At 33.2% G+C, this 24,069-nt stretch carries 19 protein-coding genes, 3 tRNA genes, 1 pseudogene and 1 other annotated feature; of the genes and pseudogenes, 5 read left to right on the top strand and 18 right to left on the bottom strand.

Going from position 1 to position 24,069, the window contains the following annotated elements:
- Positions 1–481 precede the first annotated feature (481 nt).
- The 8 genes from DMR38_RS00180 to DMR38_RS00145 form a co-directional block, all read right to left on the bottom strand.
- Positions 482–3,070, bottom strand: coding sequence for an ABC transporter permease (locus tag DMR38_RS00180; protein WP_127719458.1), 2,589 nt, complete (start codon positions 3,068–3,070; stop codon positions 482–484).
- Entirely contained in the window at positions 3,067–3,750 is a 684-nt protein-coding gene (locus DMR38_RS00175; protein WP_127719457.1) for an ABC transporter ATP-binding protein, read from the bottom strand. The genes DMR38_RS00180 and DMR38_RS00175 overlap by 4 nt, the downstream gene beginning before the upstream one ends.
- A gap of 82 nt (positions 3,751–3,832) precedes the next feature.
- Positions 3,833–4,822: a HAMP domain-containing sensor histidine kinase gene (locus DMR38_RS00170; protein ID WP_127719456.1), complete on the bottom strand. Its 990-nt coding sequence runs from the start codon at positions 4,820–4,822 to the stop codon at positions 3,833–3,835.
- Positions 4,809–5,495 (bottom strand): response regulator transcription factor, encoded by a 687-nt coding sequence (locus DMR38_RS00165; RefSeq protein WP_127719455.1) that lies wholly within the window; start codon positions 5,493–5,495, stop codon positions 4,809–4,811. Before DMR38_RS00165 ends, DMR38_RS00170 begins: the two co-directional genes overlap by 14 nt.
- Positions 5,492–5,686: a DNA-binding protein gene (locus DMR38_RS00160; RefSeq protein ID WP_127719454.1), complete on the bottom strand. Its 195-nt coding sequence runs from the start codon at positions 5,684–5,686 to the stop codon at positions 5,492–5,494. Before DMR38_RS00160 ends, DMR38_RS00165 begins: the two co-directional genes overlap by 4 nt.
- A 181-nt stretch (positions 5,687–5,867) precedes the next feature.
- Positions 5,868–6,602 carry a hypothetical protein gene (locus DMR38_RS00155; protein WP_127719453.1) on the bottom strand — a complete coding sequence of 245 codons (735 nt, stop codon included), beginning with the start codon at positions 6,600–6,602 and terminating at the stop codon, positions 5,868–5,870.
- Complete coding sequence (locus DMR38_RS00150; protein ID WP_127719452.1) at positions 6,593–8,845, bottom strand: hypothetical protein; 2,253 nt, start codon at positions 8,843–8,845, stop codon at positions 6,593–6,595. Before DMR38_RS00150 ends, DMR38_RS00155 begins: the two co-directional genes overlap by 10 nt.
- Entirely contained in the window at positions 8,846–9,724 is an 879-nt protein-coding gene (locus DMR38_RS00145; protein WP_127719451.1) for an ATP-binding cassette domain-containing protein, read from the bottom strand.
- 281 nt (positions 9,725–10,005) lie between these two features.
- On the opposite strand from DMR38_RS00145, the gene DMR38_RS00140 reads away from it, so the two are divergent.
- The 5 genes from DMR38_RS00140 to DMR38_RS00120 all read left to right on the top strand — a co-directional run bounded on the left by DMR38_RS00140 (position 10,006) and on the right by DMR38_RS00120 (position 15,317).
- Positions 10,006–10,698 (top strand): response regulator transcription factor, encoded by a 693-nt coding sequence (locus DMR38_RS00140; protein WP_127719450.1) that lies wholly within the window; start codon positions 10,006–10,008, stop codon positions 10,696–10,698.
- 10 nt (positions 10,699–10,708) lie between these two features.
- Positions 10,709–11,689, top strand: coding sequence for a sensor histidine kinase (locus tag DMR38_RS00135; RefSeq protein WP_127719449.1), 981 nt, complete (start codon positions 10,709–10,711; stop codon positions 11,687–11,689).
- Positions 11,690–11,844: 155 nt separating this feature from the next.
- Entirely contained in the window at positions 11,845–12,696 is an 852-nt protein-coding gene (locus tag DMR38_RS00130) for an undecaprenyl-diphosphate phosphatase (RefSeq protein ID WP_127719448.1), read from the top strand.
- 15 nt (positions 12,697–12,711) lie between these two features.
- On the top strand, positions 12,712–13,458 hold the full coding sequence (locus DMR38_RS00125; RefSeq protein ID WP_127719447.1) for an ABC transporter ATP-binding protein: 747 nt from the start codon (positions 12,712–12,714) through the stop codon (positions 13,456–13,458).
- Positions 13,458–15,317 carry an ABC transporter permease gene (locus DMR38_RS00120; RefSeq protein WP_127719446.1) on the top strand — a complete coding sequence of 620 codons (1,860 nt, stop codon included), beginning with the start codon at positions 13,458–13,460 and terminating at the stop codon, positions 15,315–15,317. Before DMR38_RS00125 ends, DMR38_RS00120 begins: the two co-directional genes overlap by 1 nt.
- A gap of 230 nt (positions 15,318–15,547) precedes the next feature.
- Here the strand turns inward: DMR38_RS00120 and DMR38_RS00115 are convergent, their stop codons facing one another.
- From DMR38_RS00115 to DMR38_RS00070, 10 genes and pseudogenes are all read right to left on the bottom strand, one after another.
- Positions 15,548–16,531: a YdcF family protein gene (locus tag DMR38_RS00115; RefSeq protein WP_127719445.1), complete on the bottom strand. Its 984-nt coding sequence runs from the start codon at positions 16,529–16,531 to the stop codon at positions 15,548–15,550.
- A 104-nt stretch (positions 16,532–16,635) separates the two neighbouring features.
- Entirely contained in the window at positions 16,636–16,782 is a 147-nt protein-coding gene (locus DMR38_RS00110; protein WP_175412885.1) for a hypothetical protein, read from the bottom strand.
- Positions 16,736–16,855: pseudogene (locus tag DMR38_RS22170) on the bottom strand (ABC transporter ATP-binding protein); the annotation flags it as partial. The gene DMR38_RS00110 and the pseudogene DMR38_RS22170, both read right to left, overlap by 47 nt.
- A 292-nt stretch (positions 16,856–17,147) precedes the next feature.
- Positions 17,148–17,224, bottom strand: a tRNA-Arg gene (locus DMR38_RS00100).
- Between the two features lie 163 nt (positions 17,225–17,387).
- Positions 17,388–17,478, bottom strand: a tRNA-Ser gene (locus DMR38_RS00095).
- Positions 17,479–17,507: 29 nt separating this feature from the next.
- A tRNA-Ser gene (locus tag DMR38_RS00090) sits at positions 17,508–17,598 on the bottom strand.
- Positions 17,599–17,839: 241 nt separating this feature from the next.
- On the bottom strand, positions 17,840–19,120 hold the full coding sequence (gene serS / locus DMR38_RS00085; RefSeq protein ID WP_127719444.1) for a serine--tRNA ligase: 1,281 nt from the start codon (positions 19,118–19,120) through the stop codon (positions 17,840–17,842).
- A 66-nt stretch (positions 19,121–19,186) separates the two neighbouring features.
- Positions 19,187–19,385 (bottom strand) — a binding site (T-box leader).
- Between the two features lie 111 nt (positions 19,386–19,496).
- On the bottom strand, positions 19,497–19,847 hold the full coding sequence (locus DMR38_RS00080) for a DUF1667 domain-containing protein (RefSeq protein WP_175412884.1): 351 nt from the start codon (positions 19,845–19,847) through the stop codon (positions 19,497–19,499).
- Between the two features lie 15 nt (positions 19,848–19,862).
- A complete protein-coding gene (locus tag DMR38_RS00075; protein ID WP_127719443.1) occupies positions 19,863–21,254 on the bottom strand; it encodes an FAD-dependent oxidoreductase in 1,392 nt (463 codons plus the stop codon).
- A gap of 76 nt (positions 21,255–21,330) precedes the next feature.
- Complete coding sequence (locus DMR38_RS00070; protein WP_127719442.1) at positions 21,331–24,048, bottom strand: UPF0182 family protein; 2,718 nt, start codon at positions 24,046–24,048, stop codon at positions 21,331–21,333.
- Between the last annotated feature and the right edge of the window lie 21 nt (positions 24,049–24,069).

The raw sequence follows: 24,069 nt of genomic DNA, 5'->3' as shown, positions 1-24,069 counted from the left end.
CACTAATAATGCTATTTAAATTAATTTGCTGAAACACCGTATTACTTTGAAAAATTTTACAGTGTTTCAGCAAATTACTCAATTTTTAATGTTAAATTTTAGTTATATATATAAATCCCAGCGTTCTTCTTTAACCAAATGATTTGTCCATGTAGTATTATCCATTGACTCGGTCAATTTAAGAAAATTCAAACGTCCATCACTGGAACATTTTTCTTTAATGATTAGTTCATCAGATTTAAAGCGATTTAAAATTCTGCTTAATTTTCATAAAACCACTCCAATCTAATTTATTTATACTTATATGGCATAGAATATTCTATACAGGTACTTATGGAATTGTATTTCATAAGTACAAACCCTATGTTGATACAAAATAAACACGGCGATATCTCATAAGATAACGCCGTATCCTTAAAACTGGTGACTTTAATACCACCTCCGTATTTTCAATATTTTCAATATCAATATCAGCTTTGAATCAATCCATATCATCCCGAAGTGCATCAATAATATTTTCTTTCTTTATCTTTCTAATAGAATACAGCATTGTAATGAACACTATAAATAGCACACCAAATATGCTAATTCCGATACTGGCCCACGGCATCACAAAACTTCCCATTTCGCTGCCGTTCATTTCTTTGTGCATGAACCATGAGAATATGATTGCCAGGGGAAGCCCAATGACCAGCGCCTTCATGCCATAAAAGACACACTCGAAATTCATCATCTTTTGGAAATCGTGGTCGGACATTCCTACAGAGCGAAGCATGGCAAGCTCACGTCTGCGCATCTTGATGTTCGTGGAAATTGTGTTGAACACATTGGCAACTGCAATCAGCGAAATCATAATTATAAAAGCATAAGAGAACACATCGGCAATGAATATCATATTGCGGCTCTGATCAAGCATTCCAGACATATTCAAAAGGATGTACGGGGTTGTAATTCCCATATCCTGAACTATCTCTTTCATTTTATCCGATGACTTCGATGGATTCTTTGACTGAAATGTCATGCCCTTAGTTATAATATCTGCAGGAGCACCAGTGGCATTAAACTTTTCCTTGAGTGAATATGGGGCAGTCACATAAATTCCATCTGATTTTTGTTTTGTGTCTGTTAAGATAGGAGGTGTATCAAGCGGCACAAAATTGTTCATAAATGTAATACTTACATTATATCCCTGTTTCATCTCCGGTTTGCCATTTGTTTTGGGAAAAATGGTAAAATTGGTGGCAGAACTCTTGAACACATTTGGAATTTGGCTGGCCGTTTTCTGATTGTCGTGGCTGTCCACTTTGGCGACGCCGATTAATTTCGCATTTTGTCCGGTATATTTATCTGTAGGCAAACCTAAACTTTTGACAACCTTCAGATATGTACTGTCATCTAAAAACTGTATTTGCATTGGTAAATTCATCGTTTCCTTCGGCGAATGTGAACTTTCCGATTTCTTGTAAGCGTCTGAAAGATCACTGCCCTTGGCAGCACAGAAATAGTTCATAACAACTTGATACGAGCTTTCGTCAACATCATCGACGTTTTTTAGTTTGCTATAAAGCTGCAGCATTTCGCTGTCTTTCATATCATGTGTGCCAAAACCGACATCACTATTAGTAACCTCTTTTGCACCTGCCGACGCCTGTTTCAAATCTATTACAAGGGAACTGGTCGATATAAACAGCACTACGCTTAGAACAAGTGACAGCACAATGCTGCTGTAGCGCTTTTTGTTCCTCTTAAAGTTCTTTAATGCAAGAGTTCCCTCCAAGCCGTAAATACGCTCCACAAGTTTTGACGTTTTCACAGCTTTTGATTCGACTTTGACATCATTCGTCTGGCGAATACACTCCATAACTGGCATATTGGCAGCCTTGCGAGCTGGAATATCTGCCGAAATCAGGATTGTGATCATGCTGGTCACCACTGCTGCAATGATTGCGGGAGCGGACACCGTCAAGGTCAAAGGTACATTGGCAAAAAGAACGTTTGCGAAGTTTTTGGCGACGATGCCAATCGCAAGTTTGATGCTGACTATGCCAATGATAACTCCAATCGGGATACCAATAGCACCGATACAAAGTCCTTCAAACAGCACTGAATGACGCAGTTGTCTTGGGGTGGCTCCCACAGATGAGAGAATCCCGAATTGGTGTGTGCGCTCATTCAAGGAAATATTGAATGAATTATAAATCAGAAAAATAGAACCAATCATAATGATGATGACTACTATGGCACCGGCTGAGTACAAAAATGCATTGAACACCTTATCGCCTGGATCATTTGAAAGACCAATGAAACGCAGCACATCACTATTAAAGATGTAAGCATGATCTGAAGCTGTATTTTTTGCATAAGTATGAGCCTCAAACGGTTTCTTTAGCGTGACAAACAAGCTTAGATTGTTTGCTGTGTCTGCTGCATCTGCAGTTGTAATTGCAGTATATCCAGGCGCAGAATTTTCATCAAAGTGGGGCGTTTCGCAGAAACCAACTACTGTGTAAGTTTTCTCTGTTTTTGGCACAAGAGTTTCTTTCCCTGAAATATAAGGGTCGTGTTGACCAAAATTTTTGTTCCCACTCATTCGGTTTCCAACAGCAAGGGTAAGCGTGTCACCCACACGTAACTTAACGCCATCTTTTATTACAACTCTCTCAGGAACAACAATCTCTCTGTTGTTTTTTGGCAACCTGCCGGCACACAATGTGAGAGGGAGGTCATTAAATGTTTTCTTGCTGAATCCGGCAATAAAAAAATACGGTTTGTCATGAATTTTTCCACCGTTAAGCTTTGCGTAGCCGATATTTTCAAATGATGTGGTATTTGCAACTTTGTTGTTACTTGCCTGCTTCGCTGCGAAAGAAGAATCCACATCCTCAAATTTGATGTGCCAGCCGCCATATTTGTGAGCCTCACCGTTTGCCATATAGTTCATCAGGGAAACGCCAAAAGTGACAACTGCCGTAATCAGGGCAGCGGACAGTACAACTCCGATCACCGTTACAATCGTTCGTGTACGGCTTTTTTTCATGCTTTGAAGTGTAACTTTATTGAAAATGTTCATGGTCTCACCTTCTCATCTCTCACTACTTTGCCGTCCGATATACCGATAATGCGATCTGCTTGCAGGGCAATATCTTCGTCATGTGTAACAACGATAAGTGTCTGATTGTATTTTTTATTGCTTTCTTTAAGCAACTTTATAATTTCATGTCCATTTCGGCTGTCCAAACTACCTGTTGGCTCGTCGGCAAGCATTACCGCCGGAGCGTTCATCAAAGCACGCCCTATGGAAACACGCTGCTGCTGACCGCCTGAAAGCTGATTTGGTAAATGTGTTTCTCGTCCCTTTAGCCCAAGCAATTCCATCAATTCATTCAGCCTCTTCTTATTGACCTTTCGTTTGTCCATCAATATAGGCAATGTAATATTTTCCACCACATTCAGAGTTGGAATAAGGTTGTGAAATTGGTAAATCAGTCCAACCTGGCGCCTGCGGAAGATAGCAAGTTTTTCATTGTTCTGGGCATATACATCCTGACCCTCTAAATATATCTTTCCGCTTGTTGGCACATCCACACCAGCAATAGCATGCAGCAGAGTGGACTTTCCAGAGCCGGAGGAACCGATAATTGAAGTAAATCCTCCTTTTTCTATTGTAAGCGAAACATGGTCAAGCGCAGTAACCTGACTTTCACCAGTGCCGTAGACCTTGCATAAATTCTCAATTTTTAAAAACTCCATTATATGAGCCTCCCTTTTCATGTTTTACCTATATAGTAGAACTCTCAACTTACATCTCTGTGACTTTAAAGTGAGAGATTCGTCACTTTGGGAAACGAAGGTCAAATATTGCGCCGCCCTGCAGGTGATTTTTGGCGGTAATCGTCCCACCCTGCCGTGTTATAATCATCTTGCAGAGAGCGAGTCCAATCCCGTATCCTGTGGCATTTGAGTTTTTTCCACGATAGAACCTGTCAAACAGGCATGGTAAATCTTCTTTTTCAAAGCCCGCGCCGCTATCATGAATTGTGATCTCGGTAAACAATGGGTTATCCATTCCAATAATCTCAATCTTCCCGTCATCGCCTACACTTTCCATACAATTTTTGATGATGTTTTGAATTGCTTCCGAAAGCCAACCAAAATCGCCCTGAATGATTATCCCTTTCGGCACGTCTATTTGCAAAGAAATATCGTGCAGTTCCACTTGGATCAAAAGTGGGTGAATCGCAGCACTTATCAAAGTATTTACATCTATCTGTTCACATTTAAAAGCCACAATGCCTGCGTCCAGGCGGGATAATTTTAGCAGGGAAGTAAGCAGCCAATCCATCTGCACAAACAATTCCTTTGTTTCCCGTATCAATGCTTTCCGTTCATTTTCGTCAGGGTTATTCTCTAATAATGATAGAATGAGGTTTACAGATGTGAGAGGGGTGCGGAGTTGATGAGCTATGTCAGCCAGCGAATCAGCAAGATGTTCTTTTTCTTTTTTCAGTGCATCATTTTGCTCGCGAATACGCAGCGTCATTTTTGTTATCTCGCTTTGCAAAATGGAAAGTTCACCCTCATCTAATTCACCAATATACAGATGATCAGCATTATGAAGTACAATATCGATTTGATCTGAAATTTGCGCAATGCTTTTATATCGGGCTTTGGTAAATGCAAAAAACGCTATTCCAAAGGCGATAGCAGAAGCAATAGCAAGAATTCCAGCTGCCGCATTAATTGCAAATCCAAACGTAACAGCGGCTGCAGCTATTAAAGAGAACAAAATAGCAAACTTTCTAAACTCTCTATTTCGAAACATACCCCTCCCCCAATCTATATCCAGTCCCGCGAACGGTCAGAATTATTTGCGGGCTTGCTGGATTGTTCTCTATCTTCTCCCGTAGGCGTTTAATGTACACGGTCAATGTATTATCATTAACAAACTCGCCCGCAGCATCCCACAATTCGTCAAGCAGCCTGCTCCTTGTGATAATACTTTTGGGATTGTTAATAAACACCAGAAGCAAGCGGTATTCTAAGGCTGAAAGAAAAACTTCACTGTCGTCCTTTTTCACGACACCGCTTGCCATATCAACATGAAGCCCGCAGATTTCAAAAGTTGATGGAAAACGACCGCTTTTTCGCAGGGCTTTTCTAATTCGTGCAATAAGTTCACGCGGACGAAAAGGCTTAGTTATATAGTCGTCGGCGCCCATGTTTAGCCCGGTAACAACACTTGCCTCATCGCCGGAAGCCGTCAGAAAAATAACAGGGACATCCTGCATTTCTTTGATTTCCGTGCAAACCGTAAAGCCATTTCCATCAGGCAAAGAAATATCTATAAGCGCCAGGTCAAATTTATTCCCAGCAATTGCGTCAAGGGCATCACTACGCGTAGATGCGTGAGTAACTGTAAATCCCTCCGAGCGGAGCAAAAGCACAAGGTTTCTGGCAATTGTCTTATCGTCCTCAACCAAAAATATCCGTTTCATTTATTTTCACCATCCTTTACTTTACTGTTCCTATATCGTCCGTCAGCTGGTTTTTTAGCGTGGGCAGGAACAAGCCATGTATTTCCCATTTTTTCAGCTCCCTTAATCCTCTCAGCAGAGCAATAGTACACTACCATTCTGTCTGTGATTCCCCAATTTCTAGCTGCTTCTTTTGTTGTTATATAATCCACGTATAGCACCTCCATAATTTTATTATATTTCCTTTAACGGAAATATACAAACTAGATATAAAACAACATCAAGATTATTTTGGGTACATACATATAAACTTTCTAATTTCTGCTGTGCGGCAGAGCTAATTTAATGCCGCACAAAAATTAGCTTTTTACTTAGTAGATTTATATTAACTTTTTAAGGTTTTCCAGAAAGCTTCTTAAATGAAGCCACATATAAAACCATTCCTACTAGAGTAAATGTAAGCCTACTCATTATAAAATCTAAAGACAATCTAAAAATAGGTTCACCGAGACTATCAACGGGTAGAACTGTAGGCATATAAGTCACATACCCTTTGGCGAAAATATCAATAAAAGGTGTACTATTAAAACTCATAAGTGACAAAATCAAAACAATTGGAATCCAAGAATAGAGCAAAATTTGGCTTTTGCTGCCTAAAAACATACTCATTCCAAAAACAAACACAAAAGTGGGAAGTAGTATTATTAAGATCGGTAATAAAAAGTTTTGAAAATCTGTAAAGTTAAAAGTTGTCTTGTAAAACACCAAACTTATCAAAATACAGCATACCGCAATAATTAAGTAAGAAATAAACATGGCAAAACTTTTTGTAGCCAGATACTTTTTCTGTGGTAAAGATGTACATGAAGTAATTTCTCTTACTCTTTGTTCGTTTCTAGAAAAAAGTCCTGTACAAGAAAACATTAGAATTAATAACATAATCGTATTTATGTCACACAAAAACTTGCAATAACTCCATTTGGAAAAAGGTGCCGTACCAGAAACACCTTGTATTATTTCTGTATAGAGGTCAATCACTGAAAAAAAAAGTGCAATTATAAAAGTTATCACAAATATTTTTGAAAAAATTATTCTTTTCAGCTCATATTTAAGAATTTTTATATCCATTGACGGCTACCTCCTTGTGTGACACCAGTAATATTTAAAAACTCAGAAAAAGATAGTTTTTTATCTTTTTTATCGTAATATTCTTTGTAAATAACTTTCATAGAATTAAAATAATTTTCTTCACCAATGTGCTTATAGATATTGTAAACTTCAAGTGGTCCCAAACCATAAATTTTACCACCTCTTAAAAATAATGAGACGTAATACTTCGGAAGCATTGATAATTTGTTCATGTATTCAGGATTTCTTCGATAAAAGTTTCGATTTAATTCATTTGTTGCTTCTTTCCATTTTTTAAGCAATAAATTTTCTGCATAGGCTTTTCCAAATTTGTTTTTCAAGAATAAATAAGTGCTAAAATCCGCAAAAGCCTCATCTGACCATTCATCGTGATTTTTATCTATTTGATTATGGCTGTTTGCATTAGAGACATTTATTCCAGTGCCCCACCACTGATGAGCAATTTCATGTGTGAGCAAAGCAAAAGTGTCAGAAGAAGATGCTATCTGTGAATCCACATTGGATTTTTTCTTTAAACAATCTTCGGAAACATAAGAGATATTTCCGTTTTGAAATCCACCTTTGCCCTGTACTCCTGATGTTACAACTACTTTAAGATTATCTTTACCTAGGAGCCCAAATTTTTCCGAAAAGAATGAGAATATATCAAGCGTGTCATTTCCTCTGGATTCAAATTCTTTTCTCGCAGCCAATGGATAGAAAAACTCCACATTTGTACCCCTTACATTTCTTTCAAATATTCCATATCGTCCGGCTGTCAAAGATAAGTCACTTAGTTTATTCCAAGAAAAACTCCAAGTAGTAAAACCATCCTGTTCAGAAATTTTGCGATTTTTTTCTCCCTGAGTTATGACTGTAAACTTTGAGTCCATTTTTATTGTTCCTTCAATAATCCTATCACTTTGTTCAACACAAACAACAGGTGCAATGTCTGTGGTGCCATTTAACCTTACATAATTTTTGCTAATTCCTTGGGAAAAATCTTTAGTTGTACTTTTGGCTTTCGGTGTACCTGAATACCTTATGCTTAATTTAGTTTTAGTGTTTCTTGGAATGCTTATTTCAAAAACGTTGTTAAGTTTTGCGCTGCTCAAAATCTTGGGCGAAACCTGTATACAACTTATGCCTTTGTTGCCTAACTTGATTTCACTAATGTGGTAACCATCTGCTAATTCAAAATATACATTTTGAGGCTTATCAGTGCCATTTTGCAGTTCCTCAAAATAAGCTCCGCTAGCACAATTCTTATCTTTTTCTATCTTAAAATCTACAAACATATTTGAAGTTCCTATGACACTTACGTTTACAGGCGTTTCTTTTTTACCACTAATTAATACTGATGCAACATCCGTAAGCGAAATTGGTTTGAAAATTGGTTCATTTTGAAAAACCAAAAATACCCCAAAAAGAGAAACCAAAAAGCAAATTGGTATGAGCTTATATTTTTTACAGTTTTTAAAGAGAGATTTAAATAGTCCTTTTTCATAACATCTATCGCTTAGTATTCCAAATAAAAATATAGACATAGCTACCGATAACCCAAAGAGCCTATTCCAGAGCATTCCCAAAACAATATTCCCGCTTCCGAAATTTGAGGAAAGTCCACTAGCACCTGTCTGAACCCACATATATTGATAATTGATATTTCCTGCCAAAAAACTAAAGAGTACCGCTAAAATCATAATAATGCAGGTTATATTAACGTTCCTAAATATAAGATAAAATCCTGCGGTAATAAGAATTGTTAGCAAAATCGATCCAAAAATTATTATGGAGTAACTGAGCAAAAAATAACTAAAACTAGTTAGACTACCCACTTTAAATATATAATTGGGAATCATAATTATCATTGAACAGACCGTTGAAATAAGACCGGCACACATTAAGCCTGTAATTTTGGTTAAATGTATCTTTATAGGACTTGATATTGGTTCAATTATATAATTGACTCTAAACCTAAGTATTTTGTCAAACTCAAAAACTGTTAGTGCAGTAAAAGCAAAAGCTACAAGTACTGCTCCTACCTTTGCGGGAAAAAGTATCGTTTGAGATAAAAGAGTAGAGCTATTTATTCCAAATATCAAATTGCTAATATCTTCGCTAATGTAGGTTGAGAGCAGTGCACCAATCAGAGGAGAAACTGAAGTTAGTAAGATTATTATTTGAGTAAATCTGGACTTCAGAATCCGCTTTGTTTCATAGGCAAAAAATGCATTTCTCATTTAATGAACACCCCCATTGTGTATGACGTATGTATACGCATCTTCCAGGGTAGGCTCTATAAGTGAAATAGAGCTTTCTATTTCTTTGCCAATAACACGACAGGATATACCATTGCCGGTAAACAATTTGGATGTGATTTTGTACTTACCTCCAATTCTTTTTTCTAAAGTCTCGTTATCTTTTTCCTCAACAAAACCAACATGTCCGTGTACAGCTTTTATTAAATCCGGCGAAGTTCCGTCAAATAAAATCGTACCGTTATTAATGATTATAATTCTATTGCAAATGGCTTGTATATCATCGATGATGTGAGTAGAAAGTAACACTATCTTGTCATTTGCAGTCTGTGAAAATACATTTCTGAAATTAATTCTTTCTTCTGGATCAAGTCCAACTGTAGGTTCATCTAAAATTATAAGTTCAGGATTTCCAAGTAATACTTGTGCTATACCAACACGCTGCCTCTGACCACCAGAAAGAGTTTTAATTTTAAAATTTCTTTTTTCTTGCAAATCAGTCTTTTCAATAGCTTGCCCAATAATACCTTTCACGTTGTTTTTAATTTCTTTTAATGCACACATGTAATCTAAAAACTCATAAACTGTTAATTCATCATATAAACCAAAGCTTTGGGGCAAATACCCGAGCTGCTTTCTGAGTTCTTTTTCGTACTTTTGGATTGGTTTACCATCAACAATTATTTCACCGGCTGTCGGTATTATCTTCGATATCAATAGTTTCATAAAGGTACTTTTTCCAGCACCATTGGGACCCAAAAGTCCTATAAAATTCGGGCTGTTAACTTCTAAGTTTATGTTACTTAGTGCCTTTTTTCCCGTTTTGTATGTCATACTCACGTTTTTGATACTGATTTTCATAAATGATGTTACACCCCTTTTTCATGTTTTATCTATATAATAGAACCTTCAGCTTACATCTCTGTGACTTTAGGGTGAGAGATTCGTCACTTTGAGAAACGAATAGAAAGATGAAGAAATAGAAGAGATCAAGTGATTCTTAGGTTCAGATGGAATTTGATCGTTGTCCTCACAAAGGGATCAGGTACTTGTTATGTTCCCCAAGAGCAAGCAATAGAATCTTAAAAAAAGAAACTAATTGTGTTAAAATGGGAATAAATCTAGGGTAGGGAGAAAATAATATGAAATACAAAATATACATTATAGAAGATGACATATCAATAAGTACTTTATTAAAAGGACACATAGACAAATATGGTTTTGAAGTAACAGCGGCAGAAAATTTTGAGGATATAATGAAAGAATTTAATGAATATAGCCCAGATTTAGTACTTCTGGATGTTAATTTACCAAAATATGATGGATTTTATTGGTGCAAAAAGATAAGACAGCAATCAAAAATTCCTATAATATTTATATCTGCAAGAGATAGCGGGATGGATCAGGTTATGGCATTAGATAGTGGAGGCGATGATTATATAATTAAGCCTTTTTACTATGATGTTGTTATTGCAAAAATAAAAAGTCATATAAGAAGAGCCTATGGTGATTATGCACCTAAGATTGAGGAAAAAATAGTTGAAGTTGATGGTCTTAAGTTCTATCCAGAAAGGCTGGAAGTTGAATTTAAGGATAAAAGATTAATTATTACTAAAAGGGAAGGCATACTTCTAGAATTCCTTATGAAAAAGTATCCTAAGGTAGTAAGTAGAGATTTTCTTTTAGAACAGATATGGGATGATATTGAGTTTGTGGAGGAAAATACTTTAAGTGTAAACATCAGCAGGATAAGAAAAAGGCTGCAGAGTTTAGGTATAGACGGAGCTATAGAAACTATAAGGGGAGCAGGTTACAGGCTAAATAAAACCTGGTAGTGTGAATTAGATGAAATTATTTTTAAAATATAATAAAGGCTATATTTTTATATATTTATTGAGTTTGGCACTTACAATTATATATTCTAATATTATGAGGTTTATAGAAGTTAATGAAAGTATTTATATAATAATCTTTAATACATTTATTTTAATGTGTTTTTTATCTTTTAGATATTATCAAAACAGGCAATTATACAGAGTTTTAAAGAATGGAGCAACCTCACTAAATGATGCCTTTCTTGAGCTTGGAAGCTCAGATTTGAGCCGGGATATTTCTAATCTATTAAAGGAACAGCATAATTTATATGAAGTTGAAATACAAAAATGTAACAAGCTTCATAATGAACATTTAACTTTTATAAATCAATGGGTACATCAGATGAAGACGCCTCTTTCGATAATGCAGCTGCAGCTTCAAGAATATCAAGGAGAAGAAAAGGCTTTGAGTATGGAAGAGGAAATCAGCAAGTTAAATAAAGGCTTGAATATGGCAATGCACTATGCCAGGATAGATTCTTTTAAAAAGGATTTTTTAGCTCGGCAAATTGCTTTAAAGAACTTAGTTTTTGATGTGGTAAATGAAGAAAAGAAGACTTTTATAAGAAATAGAATAATACCTAAAGTAGAAATTGATGAGAATATAAAAGTATATAGTGATAAGAAGTGGCTAAAGTTTGTATTAGGTCAGCTTATTATTAATGGTGTAAAGTATTCAAAAGGTAAGGGAAAAGAAGTAATTATAAAAGCTTATGAAGAAGAAAAGAAAATTAAATTAAGTGTTATTGATGGAGGAGTGGGAATACCAGATAAAGATATTAAGAGAGTATTTGATCCCTTCTTTACAGGAGAGAATGGGCGAAAATTTGGAGAATCTACAGGTATGGGATTATATATAGCCAAAGAAGTATGCAAAAATTTAGGGCATGAAATAGAAATAGAGTCAAAAATTAGTGAGGGAACAAAGGTTACAATAATGTTTAATAGGTAGCAAATGAATAGGTTGACTATTTGTTTGCTATTTTTATTTGAATTATGAAATCTTACATGGTTGTCACATTCCTGTAAGCTTTGAAGATATCAGATTACAAATTGTTATTATAAACTATATACAAGTAATAAGTAATTCGTAAGGAGTGTTAAGACATGGATATAGTATTTATATTGAAAGCAATTATAATAGCAATTGTGGAGGGAATAACTGAATTTATACCAGTATCCTCCACAGGTCATATGATACTAATTGGATGGGCAATTCATTTTCAAGGAGAATTTGCAAAGATGTTTGAAGTTGTAATTCAACTTGGAGCAATAATGGCAGTAGTTGTTTTGTACTTTAAAAAGATTAAGGATAGTATAATAGAATTTTTCAAATTTATATTTACTAAGGGAAGAGAAGGGAAGACAGGCCTTAGATTTGGGATAAATGTCATTGTATCATCTATTCCAATGGGCATTGCAGGGGTGCTGTTTTACAGTAAAATAAAATCAAAGTTTATACCAGAGGCTGTAATAGTTGGATTTATAGTTGGAGGAATATTGCTTTTAGTAATCGAAAACAGATTCAGAAATAAAAAGCATAAAATAGAAAGTATAGATAGAATAACATATGTTCAGGCTTTTACGATTGGTTTATTTCAACTTCTTTCTATGTGGCCTGGAATGTCAAGAAGTGCTTCCACAATAATGGGTGGATGGATTGCAGGGTTATCAACCTCAATAGCAGCAGAATTCTCATTTTTTATGGCCATTCCAGCTATGATAGGGGCAACAGTAAAGGACTTATTTGAATTTAATTATGCTATAATGACACCAACTTTATGGGTTTCACTAGTAATTGGATTTATTGTGGCATTTATAGTAGCGTTAGTTGTTATGAAGAAGTTTGTTGACTACTTAAAAAAGAAGCCAATGAAAGTTTTTGCAGTTTATAGAATTGCAGCAGGTGTTTTGCTTGGGGTATTAGTATTAACTAAGGTTATTGTTTTAACAGCATAAAAGGGGTGATAGAAGATGAAAGTTTTAGAGGTTATGAATTTAAGCAAGATATACGGTAAAAAGGTGACATTTAATGCTTTAGATAATATAAGTTTTAATATAGAAGAAGGGGAATTTGTAGGTATAATGGGACCCTCGGGAAGTGGAAAAACTACTCTTCTAAATATGGTTTCAACAGTAGATAAACCAACTTCAGGTGAGATAAGAATAAAAGATAAAAATCCTTTGAAGCTTAAGGGAGATGCTTTAGCATTATTTAGAAGAAGGGAATTAGGCTTTGTATTTCAAGATTTTAATTTGTTAGATACCCTAACTGTAGGAGAAAATATAGTGCTGCCCCTTACATTAGATGGAGCACCTGTTAAAGATCAGGATAATGAACTTAATAGAATATCAAAAATACTGGGAATAGAAAGCATAGTTAATAAAAGAAGCTTTGAAATATCGGGTGGGCAGGCACAAAGAACGGCTATTGCAAGAGCATTAATACATAAACCTACATTATTATTGGCAGATGAGCCAACAGGCAATTTGGATTCAAAGGCTGCTAAAGTCGTGATGGAGCTATTTGAAAAAATAAATAGAGAAGAAAAGGTAACTACAATGATGGTAACACATGATCCACTATCTGCAAGTTACTGCAGCAGAATTCTATTTATAAAAGATGGAACTATATATAATGAAATTTATAAGGGAGACAGTAGAACCAAGTTTTATCAAGAAATCATTGATGTGCTTGCTCTGCTTGGAGGTGGAAACTAATGAATTTTAGAGAGTTTGCCACTAAAAATGTATATAGAAATGTAAAAGCATATTTTGCATATTTCTTAAGTAGCAGCATATCAGCAGCACTGTTGTTTTCTTTTACAATGATTATATTTCATCCAAAGTTTGTGGTGCTTAAATTACCTGAGCATATGAGAAATGCACTTCATATTACAATAGTCATTGCATACTTGTTTTTATGTTTCTTCGTCTTTTATTCTGTAAGTATTTTTTTAAAAAGCAGATATAAAGAATTTGGAATACTTTACATCATAGGAGCATCAAAAAGACAAATACAGAGGATGATAAGCATTGAAAATATAATTATTACTTCATTATCAGGAGTAGTTGGTATAATACTTGGAATAGTTTTTTCAAAGATACTTTTAGCAGTTAGTGGAAAGTTATTGGGAGTTAATGCACTTGGCTTTTACATTCCCTTTAAAGCTATGATTATTACTTTTATTGGATTTATAATGATTGGAATAATAATTTCAATATTCTGTTCTTTTATAATAAAAGAAGATATGGTTTTAAAATTGCTTAAAGGAACTAAAAAGCCAAAAGCTGAACCTAGAACATCTATTATTCTTGTGATTTTATGTGTAGTATTACTCACAGTAGGATATTATATGTCAATTACAAGCAGTGAAAAGAATATAGCTTATAGAATAATTCCCGTAACAGTAATGGTTATTATAGCAACTTATCTTCTATTTGCAGAGCTAATTACCTTTATAATAAAGCTTATGAAAAAGAATAGAAGGTTATATATGAAAAAAACTACAGTATTATGGGTATCAAATTTATTATATAGAATAAAAGATAATACAAGGATGTTTTTCTTAATTACAATAACCACAACGGTTGCTCTTTCAGCAGTAGGGTCAGTGTATGCTTATTGGAGAGATAAGGAGAACCAGATAAATAGGGATTTTCCACAGGCATTCTTCTTATCGGACATTTATAATAATAAAAATAAGATTGATTTAAAGGGCAATTTCATAGAAACTTCTCTTAAAAATAAAGACATAGAATATACTAAAGCTAATAGTGAACTGAAGCTTATCATCTATGGGGCAGAGGATAAGGTAGCTGTAATTAAAGAAGACACTTATAAAGAATTAGCATCAACACTAGATTTAAATACTGTTGGGTTTAATAAAAATGAGGCAATAATGATAACCGATTCCACAGCGTACAAAGAAAAAAACGTTGTTTTAAACAATACAGAAATACAAGTTGCAAAAAAAATTAATAAGCGAATAATGCCAGCATTTTATGGAGATGTGTATGTAGTTAAAGATAATGTATATGAAAGGATAAATGGCAGTAAAGTTTACTTTAGTACATTTAATGTAAAGAATTATAAGGATACCTTGAATATATGTAATGGATATGAAAATAAATTTAGTGAAGACAACATGGATAAAATTTGTAAAAGTTTTCTGAAAGCTCATATATTAGAAACGACTAAAATAGCCTATAGTGTAATTTTTTTTAGTGCAATATTTATAGGACTTATTTTCTTTGTAACAACAGCTAGTTTTTTGTATAACAAGTGCTATATGGATATTATAGAGGATAAGAGTAAGTATAAGCAGTTAAATAAAATAGGTTTAACCTATAAGGAAATAAAAAAGGTATTAAACATTGAAATAGGAGTACTATTTTTATTACCATATACAGTTGCTGTGGTACATTTTATTTTTGCTATTAATGCATTAAATGCTTTTCAAATCAAAATAACTGTACCGGCATTTCAGGTAATAGGGATTATGCTAATTGTTCAAATTATGTATTTTCTCATAATAAGAAAAAACTATTTATTAGAGATTAAAAAGAGCTTGATATGAAGAAGGTGCTTGCTTTAGTAGCAAGCTCAGCTAAGGCTTAGATTAATAAGGCTTAGATGTTGAACTTAATATTTCAAAACCGCCGTATGGTCATACTTGGACCTCAAAACATTAACTGCCCACAGCTACAGATTTTTTATTAACTGTAGATGAGCATTTCTTTGTAATTTACATTACTTGTGTAGAATGGATTCTGTATTTTAAATCAAATTATGTCATCACAAAGCACATTAGTAATAAATTTTTGCAACCACCATCCCCCACAACAGTACAATCGCCGCAAATATCCATTTATACCTGAACATAATGGCTATATATTCACGGATAAAGGCGCTTGGCCAGTAATAAGCCGCTGTTACACATCCAACACCGCTCGCCCTTATCTTCAGCTTTTTTGCATAGAGACTTGTTCGAAAAACATGATAATTGTTCGTTACAAATATATAGCGGTGCTTCACACCATTCACATCAAGCATATCTCTTACATTTTTAAGATTTTCAAAGGTAGTCTTAGACTGTTCCTCCAAAATGATATCCTCTTCCGGAAATCCGGTTTCTACAAGATAATTTTTCATTGCTGCCGCTTCCGATATCTTCTCATCGGCTCCCTTACCGCCTGATACCACAACCTTCGGATGCTGCCTGCATTTATGGTAAATACGAACCGCTTTGTCAACTCTGCCTTTCAGCAGCGGAGATACTCTTTCTCCGCCTATCAGGCCACATCCATGGACGATAATATAATTACAATTCAGTCGTTTCGGTAAACAGGTGTAAATCAACGAATAGATCAATAGGGAAGCAAACGTAAAGGCAATATATAGCTCCAAAATCAACACCAGTGAGAATATCGTCCTCATCACCGAATCATCCTGAAGAAAATATATTCCAGCAATGGTTAATATACTTCCCAGGATCATGGCTATTCCCGTCAATAAAGATAGAACATTCTGCAAACGTCGTCCCTCTTTTTTCATCATCTCAAAACCATTCACAATCAGAAAGATGGCAGTAACAACAAAAATCAATGGTATTAAAAGTAACGTTAAAATTCCAAGAATCATTCCCCGAATTCCTGGTGCAGAGCCAAATCCAAGAAGAAAAATGCCAATTGCCATCATCATCAGCAGTGCATTCCAGAAACTTCTTGGTTCATACAACATGCTGATAACAAGGATTAGCATTAAAATACAACCAAGCATTATTAAAGACATTCATACCACCTCTTCTCAATATCATCTACGTCAAAATCGTCCTTAGGACAATTAGAACGCAGATGTTTTTTGATTTTTTCTATTAAGTTAATATTAGTTTTGAATTAAGTCATGTCATCCCTAAGAGCATCAATGATATTTTCTTTTTTTATTTTACAAGTAGCATACATCATTGTAATGAATACTATAAAGAGCACACTAAACAACCTTTTCTCTGAGGAAGATGGCAAGTTTTTCATTGCTTTGGGCATATACATTCTGCCCGCCCAAATACACATTTCCTCTTGTGGGCACGTCTACGCCACCGATGCTGTGAAGTAATGTGGTTTACCTATATAATAGAACCTTCAAATTACATCTGTGTGACTTTTAGGTGACAGATTCGTAACTTTGGGAAACAAAATATCAAAATGCCAATAAATACAGCAGACAATTTAAAATATTTATCCGTCTTACACATCCATAGGACGTCTTTCTATTTATGTTTATATATTTTTCTGCGAATTATGTTACAGTTGTGCTATTTTATAAAAAGCTATAACGGGTAAAAATGGGGACAATTATCTGATTTTAGATAAAATAAAAAACACTGAAAGTCAGTGTTTGGAATGGATTATGGTGCGTCAGAGAGGAGTCGAACCCCCGGCACGCTGGTTCGTAGCCAACTGCTCTATCCAACTGAGCTACTGACGCAAATTAACAGTATTATACTAACACAGATACCAATTAAAATCAAGGCTATTTACTATATCAAGTTAAAATTTATATACCTATCTTAGTAAATAAAAAAAGAAGTAACCATTTTACTGGATAACTTCCTCAAGTAACTATATTTAAACCATCATCAAATGCATAATGGCGGAGAAAGAGGGATTTGAACCCTCGCACCGGTTACCCGATCTACGCCCTTAGCAGGGGCGCCTCTTCAGCCACTTGAGTATTTCTCCATGCCCTACGTTTAAATATAATTATTATATGGCGGAAAGAAAGGGATTCGAACCCTTGGTACGGTCACCCGTACGCCGGTTTTCAAGACCGGTGCCTTAAACCAACTCGACCATCTTTCCTAGACCAACATGACAAGTATTATTATAACAACAGTCTATATATATGTCAACATTTTTTTATCTTTTATATTGAATTTTTATATAAAAAATTCAATATAACTACTTTTTATCTAAAATAAGCCTGACAATTCATATAATTTTCTCTGTATTTAGTATACTAAAGGAGATATAATGAATTATTTCATTATATCTCTCAATATGCCCAAAATACTTTCACAATATCTTATTTTATAATATAATTTTATTTTATTACTTCTTTTCCACCCATATATGGTCTTAATATTTCAGGAATTATAACACTTCCATCTTCTTTCTGATAGTTTTCTAGGATAGCTGCAACTGTTCTTCCTATAGCAACTCCTGATCCATTTAAAGTATGCACATACTTTGGTTTGTCTTTTGGAGTTTCCTTATATTTTATATTAGCACGTCTTGCTTGGAAATCCTCAAAATTACTGCAGCTTGATATTTCTACATATCTATTGTAACTTGGCATCCAAACCTCTATATCATACTTAAGTGCTGCAGTAAAGCCTAGGTCTCCCTTACATATTCTAACTACTCTATATGGAATTTTCAGTCCTTTAAGTACATCTTCCGCATCATTAGTGAGTTTTTCAAGCTCATCATAAGATTCTTCAGGTCTTGTGAATTTAACCATTTCAACTTTGTTAAATTGATGTTGTCTTATTATTCCTCTTGTATCTCTTCCTGCTGATCCTGCCTCCGCTCTAAAACATGCACTATATGCGACATATTTTAATGGCAAATCTTCTCCTTTTAGAACCTCATCTCTATGAAAATTAGTTACTGGTACTTCTGCAGTTGGAATTAAAAAGTAATCATTATTTGATATCCTAAAAGCATCTTCTTCAAATTTAGGAAGCTGGCCTGTACCAGTCATACTAGTCCTATTTACCATATAAGGAGGTAATATTTCTGTATATCCATGCTTTTCTGTATGAAAATCTAAATAATAAGTTATTATAGCTCTTTCAAGTTTAGCTCCTAACCCCTTGTAAAATGTAAATCTAGAACCTGATACCTTTCCACCTCTTTCAAAGTCAAGTATATCAAGATCTGTACCTATATCCCAATGAGCTTTAGGTTTAAAATCAAACTTAGTAGGCTCTGACCATTTTCTAATTTCTACATTGTCTTCGTCTGATTTTCCTTCTGGAACTGCAGGATTAGGAATATTAGGTATCCTAAGCATTATATACTCTATTTTTCCATTTAATTCTGATAATTCAGTATCATACTGTTTTATATTATCTGATACATGTTTCATTTCACCAACTAAATCATCTGCATTTTCACCATTTCTTTTCATTTTAGCTATCTGAGCTGAATCTTGATTTCTTTTATTCTTTAAAGCTTCTACTTCAACTAGAGTTTTTCTTCTCTTCTCATCTAAAGCTATTACTTCATCAATAGTTGCTGGATCAAAATCTTCTCCTCTATTTGAAAGTTGTTTTTTTACTTCCTCTGGATTGTTTCTTATTCTTTTTAAATCTAACATATTTTATAAATCCTCCCTAATCATCTATATAGTTTCCTATAATATAAAAAGAGCCTTTACGTACCCCAAAGGGACGAAAGACTCCGTGTTGCCACCCTATTTAATTAACAAGTTAATGCTAATTCTCTCTAATTTATAACGGTATTACCGAACTGTTTTTATCAGTACTTCCAAGGTGGATTCACAATATTATGATATCAGCTTACACCAAGACACTGACTCTCTTAAATCACTTTAAAGCTACTAACCTCTTCATCAGCTAATTTTTAATTAAATATATATTTTTTATTGTAATGCTAAATTTATATATATACTAAATATATTTCCACTACTTATTATAACCAAGATATTAAAAATAATAAAGGTAAATTTGAAATTATTTTGTAATTTTATTAACATTTTTAGTACAAATTATGTCCACCTTCGTATTTAGTATATTTTTGCAAATTATATCACCAATTTTTATAGGTGCTCCAACATGTATTCTAGCTAAAACTTTTGAACATTCAAGCCACAGGCTTTTATCTAGTGGCTTAGAACTCTTTACTGACACTACATTGCAATTACACCCTTTTATTCTAACTATAGTAGTAAATATATCACACCTATTATCTTCTTTTAATTTCAAATTTTCTTCTCCACTATATAAATTTTCATCAATATCCTCTCTATCTTTACTAGCTATACATTGCCTATCAAATTTAGTACCTGTTCTCTCCTTTATCAATTCTAACTCCCCCAATTACATTTTATCAAACTCCTTTATTCTACCTACCATGATATTGGAATTTTTAGAATCTTTAACTATATCCGTAATTTTTTTATTAGTCTCCCTTGCAAGAATTGATGCCACTTCATAAAGACACCTAGTCCCTCTACAATCTCCAAAAGTTGCACCAGTCCTTCTCTTAATACCTTCTATAGTACGTGCCCCTAATGGTCTACTTATGGCATCTATTATTTCACCCTCTGTTACCTTATTACAATAACATATAACCTTCCCATATTTTCTATTTAGTTTTATTATCTTTTTTCTTTCCTCATTAGAAAGTTCTCTAAATTTATAGAATTCCCTCCTCTTATCCACAAAATCCTTTTTCAAGCGGCAATTTAGTTTGTTTACTACTGTCTTACATACTATATTTGCAATTGCAGGTGTCATTGTAACCTGCCCATAATGTTTTCCTATTATTTTAATATAATCTTCATCAATTAAACTATCGTCTATAATTAAAAAATCATCATAAAAATGTGAATTATAAAAATCATTAATATTTTCCTGTGATAAGTTTTTTATAAAACCACTTATTTTTTGTAGTCCCTCTTCACAACTTATTTTTTCACTATTCTTTAATCCTACTAACAATTTATTTTCTTTTCCAGGGATAATACATGTTTTATTATCCCCCTCCCCTATTGTAGAAATTATATTATTATAGGGTTTGCTTAATTTTTTTTCTACAGAAAAATACTCTAAATATTTTACATTTTGATTTACCCTATTTTCTCTATCTATACTATAATTTTTACCCGGGGTCGTATTTAGTACCATATTACATGTGAATTTATTTTTATTAGTCACTACCTTAAAACCTTTGGATATACTTTCTATATCCAAAACTTCTTCCCCTAATTTAAAATTGACCCCGTTGTCACAAGCAATTTCACCATAAGAAATAGCTAAATCATAAGGTGATATAATCCCCGTATTTTTAGAATAAATAGCTTTCTTTATATTTTTTCCTAAATTTGGCTCTATCTTCCGTACTTCTTCTCCATCTAACAACTGTATGTTTTCCATGCCCCTATTCAAAGCTTTATTATACATACAAATTAGCTTTTTCTCACCTTCTTTAGTATCTGCTAACAGTAAGTATCCCTTCTTCTCAAAGAAAATATTAAACTTAGATGCCAAGCCAGACATAATCTTACTGCCAGCAAATTCAAGTTTTGATAATGATATATCTTCACATTCCAATCCATCATATACTATAGAATAATCTATAGGTGCTACATCATTAGCAATATCATAATCTTTTTCAATCAATGCTATATTTAAATTATACTTTGAAAGTTCATAGGAAACTGCACATCCTATTATTCCCCCTCCTAATATAAGCACATCATAATCCATATTAATCTCCCCTTCAAAGAAATCTTTATTTTAATAATCTAAAAATAGCTCTGTTTCTACTACCTTGTATTAAATTCTATTTACTTAGTGAATTCAATATATCTCCAAGTTTTTTAATATTATCTCCATATCCTGACCAATCACCATTTTTTTGTGCATTTAATGCATTCTCGTACAAACTCTTAGCCTGCTTCATCTTTTCCTGATTGTCATTACTAGTAGGAACCAGCTGACTTTGAGTAGCACTATTTTCTTGTGATTGATTATTTTGCTTATAGTTAAATATCTGCTGCAAAGCATCATCTATACTTTCAGCTAATATTATTTTATCACCATAAGATACTACGACTCTTTTCATCTCTGGTATACTATCTTTGCCACTAGCTCTAAGATACATAGGCTCTATATAAACCAAAGAATTATTTATAGGAACTATCATGGTATCACCAAATTGAACCTTAGACCCATCTTTATTCCAAAGTGACAATTGAGTAGATATAGTCGTATCCTGATTTAATTTTTGTTTAAACAAGTACGGGCTATATATCGTCTTCTCTGGAGGAAATTTATATAGAATCATCTTTCCATAGTTTTTTCCATCCATCCTAGCTCCAAATAAAGCTACCATATTGTCTTTATCTCTCATATTAAAATATTGCAGCAATATCATTTCTTCTTTATTAGCACCTGGAAGTTTCATAACAACATAAGGAGACTCCATTAGATTCTTTTCGCCACTAACATGTTTTTGGTTCTTAGCTACTTCCCACAAATCTTCTCCACTATAAAATACTCCTGGATCTGTTACATGATATTTTCCAAGTACACTACATTGAATATTAAACAAATCCTTTGGATATTTAAAATGCTTAACTATATCAGGTGATAGTTGATTCATATTTTTAAATAAGTTAGGAAATATTTTTGCATAGCTTTTTATTATAGGATCAGTTTTATCCACTATATAAAAATTTACGTCTCCATTTAAAGCATCTATCGTAACCTTCACAGAATTTCTCATATAATTTACATCATTCTGAGGTTGTGAAAAAGGATATCTATTTGAAACAGTGTACCCATCTAATATCCAATATAACTTTCCTCCACTTGCAACTATATAAGGATCTGAGTCATAATTTAAAAAAGGTGCTATTTTATTGACTCTATCAACTATATTTCTATTTATCAATATCTTACTTTCTTTTGATATATCCCTGGATAATAAGAAATTTAAATCCTTCTGATTTATTGCAAATAATAATCTATTTAGAAATCCTAATTTTATTCCATCTGTTCCATTATAAATATTAGTTGCATTATTACTTCCTTTAGGATAATCAAATTCACCTATTTTAGTATTAACTACTGCATAGTTATCCGTTTTTTCACCAAAATATATTCTTGGATTTTGAATTTTTATATCAGTAGAATTGTTAGGTGGCATATCTTTTATGACAAAGTTAGGCTGTCCTTCTGAAGTTACAGAATTAACTTTGTTCATAACTATTCCATAACCATGGGTATATATAAGATGCCTATTTTGCCATGTATTTGGATCTATTGCCTTGCTGTTTATTTCTCTCGCACCTACAAAAACTTGATTAAATTTCCCATTTATATTGTATCTGTCTATATCAATATTATTAAAGTTATAATAATATCTTATAATTTGAACTTGATTATAAAATTCAAGTGTAGGATCAAAAGAATTTATCCTTATATTATTTATCGTATCCATATTATTTTCTATATTCTTTGAAGTTAAATCATCCTTAACTTGAAAAGACCTAGCATCCACATTATCAATATTAAATGCACTACGGGTATAATCTATATTATATTTTATATATGGACTTTCTAAAGTTTTTTGATTGGATTTAACTACAAAATTTTGAACCACAAAAGCCATTAAATTTCCACTTATAATTAAAACTATTATTACAACTATAGATGCCACTATAGGTTTAATTTTAACTCTAATTATACTAATAAATATAACTATAGCAGCAATAAAAGATGCTACTGCAATAATTTTGTAAAACAACAAACTTACATGAGCATCTGTATAACTTGCACCAAATGCTACTCCATTTTGGCTATAAACAAGGTTAATACACTTTAAAATATACCCTATTGATATACACAATATTATAAGAGCAGCTAAAACTGCCAATTGTTTCCCTGCAAATCTAGTAAGCCCACTATCTAATATATTTATTTTACCAAAATTTTTCTTAAAATTTCGTGATACAAATCTATCCTTCATACTTAATATAAAGTATGTAAAAAGAGTTATCAATCCTAATAAAATAAATAGGCTTACAAGTGCACTATATATAGATTGTATAAGCGGTAATTTAAATATATAAAAAGAAATATCTAAATTTAAAATTGGGTCTTTTTTGTTGAAAGATACTGAATTTGTGAATTGTAAAATTCTATACCAATAAGCTGATGCAAATGCATAAGAAGCTAAAAAAGACACAATCAAATCAATAAAAAAAACTATTTTCTTCTCAATTTTAACTTTACTACTTTTTACCTCAACAACTTTTCTATACTTTATAATGCTTATCCTTAGACTTTTATAATATAACCATATTCCTATAAAGCTTATAATAAATAAAGGTATCATAAGCTTACATACCGCTACAAGCTTGGTAAAATAAACAGATAAGTATCCTACTTGTTTAAACCACTGTATATTTATTACGAAATTTACGATATTATTTAAAAATGAAATACACAATACTAAAACTAAAATAAAAATACCTATTGCCATTTTCTTCTTCATAATACAACCACCTCTTTTATA

Origin of the sequence: Clostridium sp. AWRP (assembly GCF_004006395.2) — a bacterium.
Classification (GTDB): domain Bacteria; phylum Bacillota; class Clostridia; order Clostridiales; family Clostridiaceae; genus Clostridium_B.
This window is presented reverse-complemented; position numbering and strand designations above follow the sequence as displayed.